General features: G+C 71.8%; 8 protein-coding genes. 4 read left to right on the top strand and 4 right to left on the bottom strand.

Features of this window, described 5'->3' with window-relative positions; genetic code table 11:
• Positions 1 to 331 precede the first annotated feature (331 nt).
• Both IEY56_RS09020 and IEY56_RS09015 read left to right on the top strand, forming a co-directional pair.
• Positions 332 to 1,465: a LacI family DNA-binding transcriptional regulator gene (locus tag IEY56_RS09020; protein WP_189036607.1), complete on the top strand. Its 1,134-nt coding sequence runs from the start codon at positions 332 to 334 to the stop codon at positions 1,463 to 1,465.
• A gap of 290 nt (positions 1,466 to 1,755) precedes the next feature.
• Positions 1,756 to 2,616: a sugar phosphate isomerase/epimerase family protein gene (locus IEY56_RS09015; protein ID WP_189036606.1), complete on the top strand. Its 861-nt coding sequence runs from the start codon at positions 1,756 to 1,758 to the stop codon at positions 2,614 to 2,616.
• 118 nt (positions 2,617 to 2,734) lie between these two features.
• Here the strand turns inward: IEY56_RS09015 and IEY56_RS09010 are convergent, their stop codons facing one another.
• Positions 2,735 to 4,141 carry a S28 family serine protease gene (locus tag IEY56_RS09010; RefSeq protein WP_189036605.1) on the bottom strand — a complete coding sequence of 469 codons (1,407 nt, stop codon included), beginning with the start codon at positions 4,139 to 4,141 and terminating at the stop codon, positions 2,735 to 2,737.
• A 236-nt stretch (positions 4,142 to 4,377) separates the two neighbouring features.
• On the opposite strand from IEY56_RS09010, the gene IEY56_RS09005 reads away from it, so the two are divergent.
• Positions 4,378 to 4,887, top strand: coding sequence for an NUDIX hydrolase (locus IEY56_RS09005; protein WP_189036604.1), 510 nt, complete (start codon positions 4,378 to 4,380; stop codon positions 4,885 to 4,887).
• A 90-nt stretch (positions 4,888 to 4,977) separates the two neighbouring features.
• Here IEY56_RS09005 and IEY56_RS09000 read toward each other — a convergent pair whose 3' ends face one another.
• The 3 genes from IEY56_RS09000 to speB all read right to left on the bottom strand — a co-directional run bounded on the left by IEY56_RS09000 (position 4,978) and on the right by speB (position 13,457).
• Complete coding sequence (locus IEY56_RS09000) at positions 4,978 to 7,764, bottom strand: glycosyl hydrolase family 95 catalytic domain-containing protein (protein ID WP_189036603.1); 2,787 nt, start codon at positions 7,762 to 7,764, stop codon at positions 4,978 to 4,980.
• Positions 7,765 to 7,815: 51 nt separating this feature from the next.
• Positions 7,816 to 11,790, bottom strand: coding sequence for an ABC transporter ATP-binding protein (locus tag IEY56_RS08995; RefSeq protein ID WP_189036602.1), 3,975 nt, complete (start codon positions 11,788 to 11,790; stop codon positions 7,816 to 7,818).
• Positions 11,791 to 12,428: 638 nt separating this feature from the next.
• Positions 12,429 to 13,457, bottom strand: coding sequence for an agmatinase (gene speB / locus IEY56_RS08990; RefSeq protein ID WP_229711732.1), 1,029 nt, complete (start codon positions 13,455 to 13,457; stop codon positions 12,429 to 12,431).
• A gap of 196 nt (positions 13,458 to 13,653) precedes the next feature.
• On the opposite strand from speB, the gene IEY56_RS08985 reads away from it, so the two are divergent.
• Entirely contained in the window at positions 13,654 to 14,454 is an 801-nt protein-coding gene (locus IEY56_RS08985) for a phosphatase (RefSeq protein WP_189036601.1), read from the top strand.
• The last annotated feature ends 210 nt before the right edge of the window (positions 14,455 to 14,664 follow it).

Here is a 14,664-nt window from a genome sequence, read left to right as displayed (position 1 = left end):
CGGCGGGCAGGGCGCTCGCGTCACCGGTGCGCAGGTGGCTGCGGCGTCCCGCGGCCAATCTGTCCGGCTCTGTCCCCCTGCTGCCTCGTCACCGGTTGTGGTCACCGCGGCCCGAACAGAGTGAGAACATGGGCCCGCCCGCCGCCCGCACGCACAGCTGTACGGCCGCGGCCGTGCGGCGCGCTCCCGTACGGCACCGCGGGCGGCGACTGCGGGTTCGGCTGCCCCGACGCGTGCGTCCCAGGGGCTCCGCAGCCGCCTATTGCACAGCGCTACAGGCACACAGTGGACCAGCCCGGACGGACGTGGGCAGCGGACAACGGAGGACTGAATGGCAGTGACCCTGGCCGATGTGGCGACGCGAGCGGGGGTCTCGGCAGCAACCGTCTCGCGCGTGCTGAGCGGCAACTACCCGGTGGCGGGCGCCACTCGGACGAGGGTGCTCCGCGCGGTCGAGGAGCTGCAGTACGTCGTCAACGGCCCGGCGAGCGCCCTCGCCGCGGCCACCTCCGACCTGGTGGGCATCCTCGTCAACGACATCGCCGACCCCTTCTTCGGCATCATCGCCGGCGCCGTGCAGAGCGAGATGGGCGAAGGCCCGGCGGGAGGCACGGGGGGCCAGAAGCTGGCCGTCGTCTGCAACACCGGCGGCTCGCCGGAGAGCGAACTGACCTACCTGACGCATCTGCAACGGCAGCGCGCCGCGGCTGTCGTGCTCACGGGCGGTGCCGTGGAGGACGAGGAGCACGGGGCCGCCGTCGCGGCGCGCCTGCGCCGCCTCGCCGCGGGCGGTACCCGCATCGTGCTGTGCGGACGTCCGCCGCTGGCCCCCGCGGCGGGTGAAGAGGGCAAGGGGTCGCCGGAGGGCGGTGCTGGGGACGAGCCGGACGAGGGCGACGGCATCGTCACAGTCGCCTTCGACAACCGCGGCGGCAGCAGGCGGCTGACCGAGCATCTGCTGTCGCTAGGCCACCGGCGCATCGGCTACGTCGCCGGCCCCGCCCACAGCACCACCACCCGGCACCGGCTCGAAGGCCACCGGCTCGCCCTCGGCGAGCACTCCGCCGGCCTTCTCGCGCAGGCGGAGCACTTCACGGTGCACGGCGGCGACTACGACCGCTCCTCCGGCTACGACGGCGCCCTCGAACTGCTGCGCCGCGTCCCGGACCTGACCGCCGTCGTGGCCGCCAACGACACCGTCGCGCTGGGAATATGCGCCGCCCTGCGGGACCAGGGCAAGCACATACCCGAGGACGTCTCCGTCGCGGGCTTCGACGACCTGCCCTTCAGCGCCGACGCCTCCCCCGCCCTCACCACCGTCCGCATACCCCTGCACGACGCGGGCGCGCGGGCGGGCCGCCTCGCCCTCGGCAGGGAGACGCCCCCGCCCGGCGGAGTCGCGACCGTCCGCGTCGAACTCATGGTGCGGGCGTCGACGGCGGTGCCGGCCGGCCGCACAGACTGAACGCTCCCGACGCCGGGCCCGGGCAGCGGCCTCACACGGACACGTAGCGGCCGTGCCGGGCACGTAGCGGCCGTGCCGGGCACGTAACGGCCGCTCGGTGCGGCTCACGGCCGCCGCACGGTGCGCCACGTCTGCGACGCGCCCGTGCGGGTACTCGGTACGGCCCGGCCCAGCCCGGCGGTACGGCCCGACCCGGACACACGTCCACACGGCCCCTGTCGCGGGGCACGAGCGGGCAGTTCGCGCCCAGGAGCTTGTCCGACAGCACCGACATCTGATCCGCTGTGGCAATGCGACTCGCTTTCTCCACCCTTGGCATCCCAGGTCTGTCCGTGTCCGACGCAGTCCAGCTCGCCGCCGACAACGGCTACGAGGGCCTGGAGCTGCGCGCGCACCCCGAGGAGCCGGTGCACCCCGGACTGTCGCTCGACGACCGCGTCGACGTGGTCGAGGAGTTCAAGGCGGCGGGTGTGGAGATCCTCACCGTCGCCGGATACGCGAAGATCGCCGCACCCGGCGACGACGAGGCGGTCTTCACGGAGGTGCGCGGGCTGCTGGAGCTGGCGCGGGACCTCGGGGCGTCGTACGTACGGGTCTTCCCCGGCGGCGGCGACAACCCCGAAGAGGCCGACGCGACCGCCGCACGCCGCCTCGCGGCGATGGCGCCGCTGGCCGCGGACCTGGGCGTGCGGCTGCTGCTGGAGACGCACGACTCGCACAGCACCGGCGAGGACGCGGCGCGCGTGCTCGCCGCGGTGGGCCACGCCTCGGCGGGCGCGCTGTGGGACGTCATGCACACGTGGCGGGCCGGCGAGGACCCGCTGGTCAGCCACCGCCTGCTCGCGCCCTTCCTCGGCTACGTGCAGGTCAAGGACATCGCGTCCGTGGACGACACCACTCCGCTCCCTCCCGGCCGGGGAGTGCTCCCGCTGCACCGGATCCTCGGGCTGCTGACGCACGCGGGCGAGGCGGACGACCCCATCGGGGCCGTGGGATCCGGGGGCAGCCCGGCGCCCGGCACCCGTGCCGACAGCGCCCGCGGATGGCTGTGCTGGGAGTACGAGAAGCGCTGGTATCCCGAGGTGCCGGACCTGCCCGCGCTCCTTCCCGGGGTGCGGGACCACCTGAAGGCGCTGCTCGCCGAGGTCTGAGCCCGCGGGCGCGCTACGAGCGGAGGGCCCGGCCCGGGGACGGAATCCCCGGGCCGGGCCCTCGCATGCGCACCGCGTACGAGCCGGCAGGCGTGAGCCGCGCGGCTCCCGTGCGGTCCTACGGCCGGAGCATCCGGTCCCGCTTGTCGGGACGGTCCAGCTCGGCGTCGTACTTCGTGAGGCGCTTGGGCTGCGCGCCGTCACCCTGCTTCACGCCGGCCCACTTCAGCAGCACGCTCGTGGCCTTCGCCTTGTCGTCCGCGTTGAGGCCGGCGATGTTCGCGCCGTGGTTGGCGCCGGGAGCCTCGAGGACGTACGAGTCCTTCGCGCCCTTGCCGACGCTGAACGGCTCGGCGCTCCAGGGGTCCCTCTCGCCGTTGACGAAGAGCATCTGCGAGGCGTTCTTGCGCACCCAGCTGTCGACGTCCTTCATCGCCTTGCGGTCGAACTCCATCGGGATGTCCCGGGGCACGTACGTACGCGGCGTGTTGAGGCCCGGGTACTTGCGGACGTCGTCCAGGAGGGGCGACTCGTAGTCCGGCGAACCCAGCTGCGTACCGGCCTGGAAGTAATACGGCGTGTAGTACTCCATGCCCTGGTCGGTGCCGGCCTCCCAGCCGCCGATCTCGTCGGCCCACGCCCACAGTTCGTCGGTCTTGGCGTCCTTGGTGGGAACGGTGTCGCACTCCTCTTCCTCGGAGTGGTACTGCCAGAAGCCCCACACCAGGTCCTGGGCGACCAGCTCGAACGCCTTGTCGGCGCTGCCCGTGAGCTTGAAGGTGTACTTGCCTTCCTTCGCCCACTTCTTCAGGCGGTCGACCATCTCACCGCGGCGGTCGAAGATCTCGTGCTGCGTGGAGTTGAGGCGGTCGCGGCACTCCTTGGAACCGACCTTCTCGAAGAAGTCGTAGTAGGCCGAGTCCTCCTTGTTGTCCACGTCGTTGGGCGCGACGTAGGCGACCGTGCCGTCCATGTCCTCGGGGTGGAAGCGGCGGTAGTACGTCGCCGTCATGCCGCCCTTGCTGCCGCCGGTGGAGATCCAGCGCTTGCCGTAGATGTCGTTCAGCGCCGTGAAGACACGGTGCTGGTCGTCGGCGGCCTGCTTGATGTCCAGCTTCGACCAGTCGGCCGGCTCGGGCCGCGACGGCGTGAAGAAGCGGTACTCCATCGAGACCTGGTTGCCGTCGATCATCTGCGTCGGCTCGCTGCGCCGGGGCTCCTCGTTGAGCCCGTAGCCGGAGGTGAAGAAGACGGTGGGGCTCTTCTCGCTCTTGTGGAGCAGGGAGAGGCGCTGCTTGAAGGTCCCCTTCTCGGGGTTGCGGTGGTCCACCGGCTGTTCGTAGTTGAGGAGGAAGAAGCGGTAGCCGTCGACCGGCTTCTCCTCGATGATGCTCATCCCCTTGATCGCGAGGATGCGGTCCTTGATGTCCGTGTCCGCCGCTGTGGCGTTGAACGATGCTCCGCCGACACCGGCGGCGCCTATGAGCACCGTCAACGACAGCAGCCATCTGGAGGTTCTTCGCATGCGCTCTCCCCTGGATCCGGCAAGTCGAGGTGAACTTACCGGTAGGGATGCGGCACCGCCATAACTTCCGCCCGGGTGTGACGCAGCCCGGACGCTTGCCACTCCACGCCACGAGACGGACTCGGGGAGCCGACCCGCCGGAAGGGGCTCTCCGGTCAACCGTCCCCGCAGCGGCGGGCGGTGGGCGTTACCGCGCGGCGTCCCGTCGCACAGCGCGAGGAATTACGCTGCTGTGCATGACGGACGCTCGGGAAGTACCGCTGGTCACCGGCCCGCGCCGGATGGCCCTGCTCTCGTTCGACGACGCGGCCGAACTGCCGGAGAGCGCGGGCTACGAGGACGTCCCGACCGGATACGTCCTCGTCGTGCTCTGGCACGAGGGCCGCGTCCTGATGGTCTACGAGCGTGAGCGCGCATGCTGGGAGCTGCCCGGAGGCGGCATCGAGCCGCAGGAGTCGCCCAGGGCTGCCGCCGTGCGGGAGCTGCGGGAGGAGACCGGTCAGTGGGTGGACGAGGCAGAGCTGCGTTTCGTCGGGCACACGCGGACCGCTATCGGCGAGGCCCGAACCGTGCTCGGCGGCGCCGTGTTCACGGCCGAGTTGCGGCGGCCGCGTCCGTTCACCGCCAACGACGAGGTGTCCGCAATGCACTGGCGCAGCGGCTCGGAACCCCTGCCGGGCGCGGGACTCGTGCAGACAGTGGACGAGTACATCGTGGAGCTGTGCCGGGAGAAGCCGGCGCACTGAACGGGTCGTGGACGGCGCAGCGGACGGCACGTTAGTACGGCCGTCCGGACCGGCGGACGCACAGTCGCACGCCCGCCGGCCGCCCTCCGCTCACTGCCCGCGCGCTTCGCGCACCTTCAGCTCCGCGATACCGGCGAACTTCGCGGCCTTGCCGTCCTTCCCCTTCCCGGCGCTCACGGTGACCCGCACGTAGCGGACCGCCGAACGTTCGCCGTTCCCACTGCCCTCTGCGGCCGGACGCCAGTGCTTTCCGTCCGGGGAGACCTCGATGCGGTGGCGGGCAGGCTTCCCGTCGTTCCACTGCGGTTCGACCTCGGCCTGTGCAACGGGTTCGCGCAGCCGCAGCGTGAGTGAGCCCTTGCTGCCGTCCGGCGTCCAGGACGTCGCCGGGCTTCCGTCGACCGCGGATGCCGCGTACCGGCCCGGCTCCTCGGACGTCGCCTCCGCCTGCCGGCAGCGTGCGACGTCGCTCGTCGGCGCCAGGTCCGGGCGGCGGGTCCGGAGCACTACGGGGGCGCCCTCACTGACCACCCGGTCGCCCCGCGGCGTCTCCACGGTGAACGGTTCGCCGCTCGTCAGGCGCACCGTGCTGCGGTGCGCCCCGAGCCGCATCTCGTACGTACGCCCCTGCCAGCGAAGGCCCGTCAGCTTGACGCCCTTCGTCAACTCCGGCGGCAGCATCGGGTCGAGCTTGAGCTTCCCCTCGCGCAGCCGCTGCCCGGTGAGACCGTGCGTGAAGACTTGCAGGAAGCCGCCCTTGCCCGTGACGAAGTCCTGCGCGGGATGGCCTGAGCCGGTCTCCTGATCGCCGCCCGTCACGCCCCGGGCTTCGGAGAAGAGGGCGAAGGGGCTGCGCATGAACGGTTCGACGGAACGCTTGAGGTAGGTGCCGGTGGAGCAGCCGGGTTCGCCGTTCTGGGCGGCGTCGACGGCGTGCACCGAGTCCGTCATGGCGGGGCCGTCGGGGTCGGTGCGCTCGGCGTAGTGGTCGAGGGTCCTGCCGGCGGTCTCCTTCGACATCGGCCACTCCAGCGGGTACTGCAGCAGCACTGTGTCCGCCTGCTTGATGGTCGAGCCGTCGTACCCGTCGAACTGCTGGAAGACTTTGTTCTTCTTGTCGAAAGGGATGCGCAGCTTGCCGGCGATCTGCGACCACGCTCGCGGCGCGGACTCGCCGAGCAGCTCGGCGGCTCGGCCGGCCTGGCGGAGCGCTGTCGCGGCGCCCGCGTTGGTGAAGACGCCGTCGTCGACGCCGTTGCTGTACTCGTCGGGGCCGGCGATGTTGTTCACCGAGTAACTGCCGTCGCCGTTCCGGGTCGCGCGGCTCGCCCAGAACTCGGCGATCCCCTTCAGCACCGGCCAGCCGCGCTCGCGCAGCCACTCCTCGTCGCCGGTGGCCAGGTAGTAGTGCCAGTTGGCGAGGGCGATGTCGCTCTGCAGGTGGTTCTGCGTGCGGCAGTGCGGCGGTTCCCAGCTGTGGCACTCCTTCCACAGGTCGCCGTGGCTGCCGGTGGTCCAGCCGTAGAACAGGCCGTCGTATCCGAGTTTCCGCGCGTTCTCACGGGCGCCCGCGCGGGTGCGGTAGCGGTAGTCCAGCACCGGCTCGGCGAGTTCGGGGCGGCCGGCCAGCAGCGCCGGGAACATCCACGTCTCCGCGTCCCAGAAGATGACGCCGGCGTAGTTGTCGCTGGTGAGTCCGGCGGGAGCGATGCTGTCGCTGCTGCCGCGCCGCGTGCTCGACAGCAGCCCGTACTGCGCGGAACGCAGCCACTTCTGCAGCGTGGGACGGCCCTCCACTTCGATGTCCGTCTCCCACAGTTTCCGCCAGGAGGCGGCGTGCGCCGCGTAGCCGGCCTCCCAGCCGCGCCGCGCCGCTTCCCGTGACGCCGCGACGGCGCTCTCCCCGGGCTCCTTCGACGTGAGTTCCGTGTCGACGCCGACGTACTTGGTGAAGCGGTACGTCCCGCCCTTCCGCGCGCGGAACGAGACGCCCTGCTCGGCCGTCAGCTTCTTCGCGGGCGCGGCCCCGTGTTCGTCCGTCGTGCGCACGCGAGGCCCGGGGCGGAGCGTGGACGCCACCGCGCCGTCCGTCTTCGTCCCGTGGGTGCGGAACGCGACGTCCATGGTCTGCTCTCCCGGCCGCGCCGCCCCGTCCGTGCGGGCGCCGCCTCCGGTCTGGGAGATGCGGCGTGCGCCGCGTCCGTCCAGTACGTCGGTCACCCGCGCCTCGCCGCTCCAGTGCGGCCGCATCGTGACGCGCACGGCCCCGGAGCGCCGGTGGTTGCGGTCGGCCAGCACCTCGTAGGTGAGGTCCGTGGCCCGGCCGTCGGTGGCGGTCCAGGTCAGCGAGGTGCGCACCACGCCCTGACGCATGTCGAGGGACTGCTTGTAGCGTGAGATACGGCTCGCGGGGGTGTCGGAGGAGAACCTCTCACCGGACTCCCCGCCTGTGGTGAGGTCGAGACCCGTCCAGGTGGGGAGGGCGGCGAGCGTCTGGCGGTTCTCGGCCGTCTTCTTGTTGTGCGCGTAGAGCCCGGCGACGAACGAGCCGTCGTAGCGCGGCGTGTAGAGCGGCCAGCCGGACTCCTCGCCTCCCGCGGAGTAGCCCGAGCCGGAGGGGGCGACGCGCTGGCCGAGGTAGCCGTTGCCCACGTAGGGGCGGTAACTGCCGTTCGGCTCAGGCTCGTTCGAGGAGAGCACCCAGCCGCTCCGGTCCCCCGTACCGGACGCCGTGGCGGCGGCACCGTCCGGGGAGCCGGAGGGCTGGAGCGTTGCCGGCGCGGCGGATGTCGACGCTTGCGGTACCGCCGCCACGAGAGCGCAGCCGAGGAGCGGAAGGAGCAGGCGGGCAAGGCGGCGTGGAGGGCGGCGGAGCATGGACCGAACCTAGGTTTGTGACCGTGCTCCGTCAACGGCGCCGGACCTGCCTCAGACCTTCGAACTCTCCACGGTGGCAGGCGCGTCGGCCGCCGGCTCGGATTCGCCCGAGAAGGTGCGCCACAGCTGCGCGTACTTGCCGTCCAGCGCGAGCAGCTCTCCGTGCGTGCCGTCCTCGACGACCCGGCCGTGGTCGAGGACCACGACCCGGTCCGCGCGTGCCGCGGTCGTCAGCCTGTGTGCGACGACGAGGGTGGTGCGTGTCCCGGCGAGCCGGTCGGTGGCCTGGTTCACCATCGACTCCGTCGCCAGGTCCAGCGCCGCTGTCGCCTCGTCGAGCAGCAGGATGTCCGGGTCGACCAGCTCCGCCCTCGCGAGGGCGATGAGCTGCCGCTGCCCGGCGGAGAGGTTGCGGCCCCGTTCGGCGACGGTGTGCAGGTAGCCGTCCGACAGTGTCGCGATCATCTCGTGGGCGCTCACCGCCCGAGCCGCCGCCTCCACTTCGGCGTCGGTGGCGCCGGGCCGTCCGTAGGCGATGGCGTCGCGCACGGTGCCGGGGAAGAGGTACGGCTCCTGCGGGACCACTCCGAGCCGGTGCCGGTAGGCGGGGAGGTCGAGCGTGCGCAGATCCTCCCCGTCGACGAGGACGGCGCCGGCGGTGGGGTCGTAGAAGCGGGCGACCAGCTTGACGAGCGTCGACTTGCCCGCGCCGGTCTCCCCGACGAAGGCGACGGTCTGCCCGGCGGGGATCGTCAGCCCGATGCCGGACAGCGCCTCCTCCTCGTGCGTCCCGCCGTCGGCGGTGGCGTAGCTGAAGTCGACGTTCTCGAAGGTGATCTCCCCGCGGAGAGCGCCCACTTCGCGCGGCTGGTCCGGTGCCGGCGTCGTCGTCTCCTCGCCCAGCAGCTGCTGGATGCGCCCCAGCGCGACGGACGCCTGCTGGTACCCGTCGAAGACCTGCGACAGCTGCTGCACGGGCGAGAAGAACAGCTCGATGTAGAGCAGGTAGGCCACGAGCCCGCCCGCCGTCAGCGTCCCCTCGCCGATCCGGCCGGCCCCCACTACCAGGACAGCGGCCGTCGCCAGCGAGGCGAGGAGCTGCACGAACGGGAAGTAGACCGAGATCAGCCACTGCCCGCGCACCCGCGCCTGGCGGTAGCCGTCGCTGCGCTGCACGAAGCGGTCGGTGCCGCGCCGCTCCCGGCGGAAGGCCTGCACCATGCGCAGCCCCGCAACGGACTCCTGCAGGTCCGCGTTGACGACGCTGACCCTCTCGCGGGCGAGTTCGTACGCCTTGACGCTGTGCCGCCGGAAGTAGACCGTGCCGACGATCAGAACCGGCAGTGTCGCGAAGACGACGAGCGCCAGCTGCGGGTCGAGCACGAACAGCGCGACGAGGATGCCGAGGAAGGTGAAGACCGAGACGACCGCGGTGACCAGTCCGGTCTGCAGGAACGTCGACAGCGCGTCCACGTCGGTCGTCATACGGGTCATGACGGCACCGGCCAGATGGCGCTCGTAGTAGTCGAGTCCGAGGCGCTGCAGATGGGAGAAGATCTTGAGCCGCAGTGCGTAGAGCACGCGCTCGCCCGTACGGCCGGTGAGCCGCATGGCGACGAACTGCGCGCCCCACTGGCAGACCACCACGAGGAGGGCCAGCGCGGACGCCGTCCAGACGGCGCCGAGGGCGGCCTTCTCCACGCCGTCGTCGATCCCGTTGCGGATCAGTACGGGCAGGGCCAGCCCGAAGCCCGCGTCCAGGGCGGCGAAGAACAGGGCGACGAGCAGCGCGGCCCCGAAGCCGTTCAGCAGCCGGAGCAGCCCGTAGGACTTCTCCGCGCCCTCCGCACGCTCCTCGTCCACTTCCGGGACGTCGTCGGCGGGCGGCAGCGCGGCGACTTTGGCGAGGAGCTCGGGGCTGCCCGGCATGGACGCCAGCTCGGCGGCGAAGCCGCCCGGGCGCCCGGCCTGTGCGGAACCGATGTCGGAGCTTCCGGCGCCCGCGGCCCCGTTCGCCGACTTCTCGCCGCGCCGGACCCACAGTTCCGGCGTGACGCCGTCCACCCGCGGAACGCTCCTGATGGCCGCGCCTTCCTCGGCGCCGTCCGCCGAACCGGCCGCCGGCGGCCCCGGCTGGGCCGCCGCGGCGGCGAGACCCGCCGGGTCCCGCTCGACCTCGCCCAGCTCGTCGGGGTCGGTGAGCAGGCGCCGGTAGAGCGCGCAGCGCTCCTCCAGCTCCTCGTGCGTTCCGACGTCGGCGAGGCGCCCGCCGTCCAGGACGGCGATTCTGTCGGCGAGTTGGAGGGTCGACCTCCGGTGTGCGATCAGCAGCGTCGTACGTCCCGCCATGACGCTGCGCAGCGCCTCGTGGATCTCGTGCTCCACGTGCGCGTCGACGGCCGACGTCGCGTCGTCGAGGAGCAGCAGCCGGGGGTCGGTGAGGATGGCGCGGGCGAGCGCGATGCGCTGCCGCTGGCCGCCGGAGAGGGTCAGCCCCTGCTCGCCGACGGTGGTGTCGTAGCCGTCGGGCAGGTCGCCGATGAAGCCGTCGGCCTGGGCGGCGCGGGCGGCGGCGCGGATCTGCTCGTCCGTGGCGTCGGGGGCGCCGTAGGCGATGTTCTCCCGGATGGTCTCCGAGAAGAGGAAGCTGTTCTCGGGTACGAGCCCGATCGCGGAGCGCAGCGAGCCGAGGGTCAGGTCCCGCACGTCGTGCCCGCCGACCCGTACGGCGCCCTCCGTCACGTCGTAGTAGCGGGGCAGCAGGAGGGCGAGGGTGGACTTGCCGCTGCCGCTCGATCCGACGACGGCAACGGTCTCCCCCGGCTCGACGCGCAGGCTGAACCCGTCCAGGACCATGTTGCGGCGGGCGGGCGCGGAGGAAGCGGCCCCCGCCGTTTCCGGAGCGGCGGCGGCCTCCGCCGCCTCGTCCTCCCCCGGCTCGTCCGGCTTCTCGTATCCGAAGCCGACGCCGTCGAACTCGACGGACGCCTCGGCGTCGGCGGGCAGTTCGCGTGCGTCGGGCCGCTCCTTCAGCTGCGGCTCCGTGTCGATCAGGTCGTAGACGCGTTCGACGCCGGCCCTCGCCTGCTGCCCGACCGTCAGCATCATGGCGAGCATCCGCACGGGGCCGACGAGCTGGGCGAGGTAGGTGGAGAAGGCGACGAACGTGCCCAGCGTGATCTGGCCCTCGGTCGCCATCCAGCCGCCCAGCGCGAGCATGCCGACCTGTCCCAGGGCCGGTACGGACTGCAGGGCGGGCGTGTACCGGGAGTTGAGGCGCACCGTGCGCAGCCGGGCGGCGAACAGCTCGCGGCTGATGTCCCGCAGCTTCCGCTTCTCCTGGTGCTCCTGGCCGAACCCCTTGACCACGCGGACGCCGGTGACCGCTCCGTCCACGACGGAGGCGACCGTTCCGGCCTGCTGCTGCGCGTACCAGGTGGCGGGGAAGAGACGGGTGCGGCTGAGATTGGCGATCCACCACAGGGCGGGGAAGACGGCGAGCGAGACGACGGTCAGCAGCGGGGAGAGGACGATCATCACGACGAGCGCGACCGCGAAGAGCAGCACGTTGCCGATCATCATGGGCAGCATGAACAGCAGGCTCTGCACCAGCTGCAGATCGCTGGTGCCCCGTCCGACGACCTGACCGGTCGAGAGTTCGTCCTGGCTGCGGCCGTCGAGGCGGATGATCGCGCGGTACATCTCGGTACGCAGGTCGTGCTGGACGTCGAGGGCGAGACGCCCGCCGTAGTAGCGGCGCGCCCAGGTCAGGACGTAGATCACGACGGCGGCCGCGATCAGCAGGCCGATCCACAGGACCATGCCGTCCCCGCCGCCGACCACCACGTCGTCGATGATCACCTTGGTGAGCAGCGGAACGAGAGCCATGACGCCCATGCCCGCGAGGGAGGCACCGACGGCGAGCACCACGGCCCGCCTGTAGTGCCAGCAGTAGCCCGCCAGCCGCCGTGCCCAGCCCTGCGGTCCGCTCCCCCGCGTCCCGCTCTCCTCTTCCGTCCCCGTCACCCTGTCTCCTCGCTCTCCGGACGCTGCCGCGCCGCCTCACGACGTGGGAACCCCGGGGTGTCCCCCGCTCCGATGCTGCCGAAGGCACCAACGCCGCGGTGAGCGGAATTCATCCCGCCGGTCCGGGGCGGGGCGAATTCAGGACCAGCGCGCTAGGACTTCGGACGGAGCGCGGCCGGGACGGCTGCGGGATCTCCGTGGACGTGGGGGCGGGAGCCACCGCATGTGCATCCGGGACGGGCCGGGAGAGCGGGGGGCTCTCCCGGACCGTCCCGGCGGGAACGTCCATGGAATTGCTGACAGGCAGGCACCCCCCACAGGGCCGACGCTGTCGCCGTCATGTGACGTCCCCTTTCCCGCGGGACCGCACTGCGGAGTCTGTCGGGAAGTTTCACGGAATGCACATCGACCGACCAGATTGAGTAACGTTTTGTATTAAATCAGTTTCGCACAGTTACCGCTTACTGACTGTGGTCGTGATCACACGCACCGCTCCCACCAGCCATGATCGCCGGCGGCCTTCGAAGGCGAATCGACACGTTGTGCGAGCAAGCGCATACAGTCAGTTTCCAAGACGGCTGGAAACCGCCCCGTGTACGTGACTCGAACCGCCTGTCGAACCACTCCCGTCCCATCGCTCACGCGTCCTCGCGCTCACCTGCCACCTGGCGGGCCATCAGCGTCGTGAGCTCGTACGCCGTGTGCGAGGCCGCGACAGAGGTGATCTCCGCGTGGTCGTACGCCGGCGCCACCTCCACGAGGTCCGCCGAGACGAGGCGGCACGACGCGAGTCCGCGGATGATCTCCAGCAGTTCGCGCGAGGTGAGGCCCCCCGCCTCCGGCGTCCCGGTGCCCGGCGCATGGGCCGGGTCCAGCACGTCGATGTCCACGGAGATGTACAGGGGCCTGTCGCCGATGCGCTGCCGGAGCTGGTCGGCGACCTCGTCGACTCCGCGGCGCATCACGTCCGCCGAGGTGACGATGCCGAAGCCCATCTTCGCGTCGTCGTCCAGGTCCTTCTTGCCGTACAGCGGGCCCCGGGTGCCGACGTGCGAGACGGCGGAGGTGTCCAGCAGCCCCTCCTCGAAGGCGCGGCGGAACGGCGTGCCGTGGGTGTAGGCGGCGCCGAAGTAGGTGTCCCAGGTGTCGAGATGGGCGTCGAAGTGCAGCAGCGCCACGGGTCCGTGCTTCCTCGCGACCGAGCGCAGCAGCGGCAGCGCGATCGTGTGGTCCCCGCCGAGCGTCATCATCCGCGCGCCCGTGGCGAGGATGCCGTCGGCCGCCTCCTGGACCGTCTCTACGGCCTCACCGATGTCGAACGGGTTCGCCGCGATGTCCCCCGCGTCCGCGACCTGCGCGAGCGCGAAGGGCGAGGCGTCCTGGGCGGGGTTGTACGGACGCAGCAGGCGGGACGCCTCGCGGATCGCGTTCCCGCCGAACCGTGCGCCCGGCCGGTAGGAGACGCCCGTGTCGAAGGGGACGCCGACCACCGCCACGTCCGCCCTGCCGCCGGTCTCGTCGAGACGGGGCAGCCGCGCGAAGGTGGCGGGCCCCGCATAGCGCGGTACGCGCGAGGAGTCGACGGGGCCGAGCGGCTCGGCGCGCGGCCGCGGAGCGGGAGACTCCGCGTGCTGCTGGGACTGTTCGGGCTGCTCCGCTGTACTCATGGTGGCGAGCGTAGGCGGCGGGCCCACCCCGCTCGTTGGACGTATCTGAGAGCGGCGGGCCTGCTTTTGTCCGCCGCGTACAGAAGCAGGGTGCCGCGTGACCGACGGCGGGTGCCACGTGGCCTATGGCGGGCGCCGCGTGACCGACGGCGGGTGCCGCCGGAGAACGCGCACGGCAAGGGGCGACAATGACCGCATGCCCATATTCAGCGACGCCGCCCCCACCAGAACCGAGCTGATCGACCACCTGGTCCGCACCCGCATCGCGGGGGACGTGGCCACCCCCCGCGAGAACAACCTCTCCCACTACCGCCGCCTCGCGAACAACGACCGGCACTACTGGCTGGGGCTGGAGCTCGGCGACCGCTGGAGCGACGAGCAGGACGTGCTCGCGGTGATGGCGGAACGCTGCGGCGTCGTCGACGATCCCGACCACCGCACCGGCCAGGACACCATCGACCCCGAACTGACCGTCGGCGCGCTGGACCGCGCCGCGGCGGAGCTGCGCAAGGCCGCCGAGGCGCAGCGGCGCGTGCTGCTGGCGACGGGCCATCCCGGCGCCCTGCTCGACATGCACGGCGCCGTCGCCCAGGCGCTGCACGACGCCGGGTGCGACATCGTGCGCGTCCCGCTGGACACGTTCGCCGACGAGGGCGTCGTGGTGCAGTTCGGCGGCGTCGCCGCGTACGAGCGGGGTGCCTCCCTCTGGCACACGCACTCGCCGGCGCCGATGGCGCAGGTGCTCAACTCCCTCCGGCAGGCCGGTGAGGAGCAGCCCGACCTCGTCGTCGCCGACCACGGCTGGGCCGGATACGCCGCCCAGCAGGGCATCCACACCGTGGGGTTCGCCGACTGCAACGACCCGGCTCTCTTCCTCGGCGAGGCCGAGGGCACCCTGTCGGTCGCCGTGCCGCTGGACGACCACGTCGTACACCCCCGCTACTACGAGCCCATGACGGCCTACCTGCTGGCGGCGGCCCAGCTCACCTCGGACTGACCGGGCCCGGGCCCCCTTCCCCGCACTCGAAGCCGCCCGCAAAGCCGCCCGCCGGCCGGATCCGCCGCGCGGGAAAACCCGTTGTGCGGCCGTTCCGCCGCGCATAGCCTTCCGGCCATGTCAGCAGCGTGCCAGGCGATCATCGACGGCGTGAGCGCCGATGCGCCGGGTGCGTTCCGCACACTCCCGGGTCCGACAAGGCTCGGCCGC

Source organism: Streptomyces daqingensis (assembly GCF_014645895.1).
Lineage (GTDB): Bacteria > Actinomycetota > Actinomycetes > Streptomycetales > Streptomycetaceae > Streptomyces > Streptomyces daqingensis.
This window is presented reverse-complemented; position numbering and strand designations above follow the sequence as displayed.

What these genes read in the sequence shown, in the direction of transcription:
- IEY56_RS09020 (WP_189036607.1), top strand. Translation starts at nt 332, where the DNA reads ATGGCAGTGACCCTGGCCGATGTGGCGACGCGAGCGGGGGTCTCGGCA.
- IEY56_RS09015 (WP_189036606.1), top strand. Translation starts at nt 1,756, where the DNA reads ATGCGACTCGCTTTCTCCACCCTTGGCATCCCAGGTCTGTCCGTGTCC.
- IEY56_RS09010 (WP_189036605.1), bottom strand. Translation starts at nt 4,141, where the DNA reads ATGCGAAGAACCTCCAGATGGCTGCTGTCGTTGACGGTGCTCATAGGC.
- IEY56_RS09005 (WP_189036604.1), top strand. Translation starts at nt 4,378, where the DNA reads ATGACGGACGCTCGGGAAGTACCGCTGGTCACCGGCCCGCGCCGGATG.
- IEY56_RS09000 (WP_189036603.1), bottom strand. Translation starts at nt 7,764, where the DNA reads ATGCTCCGCCGCCCTCCACGCCGCCTTGCCCGCCTGCTCCTTCCGCTC.
- speB (WP_229711732.1), bottom strand. Translation starts at nt 13,457, where the DNA reads ATGAGTACAGCGGAGCAGCCCGAACAGTCCCAGCAGCACGCGGAGTCT.
- IEY56_RS08985 (WP_189036601.1), top strand. Translation starts at nt 13,654, where the DNA reads ATGCCCATATTCAGCGACGCCGCCCCCACCAGAACCGAGCTGATCGAC.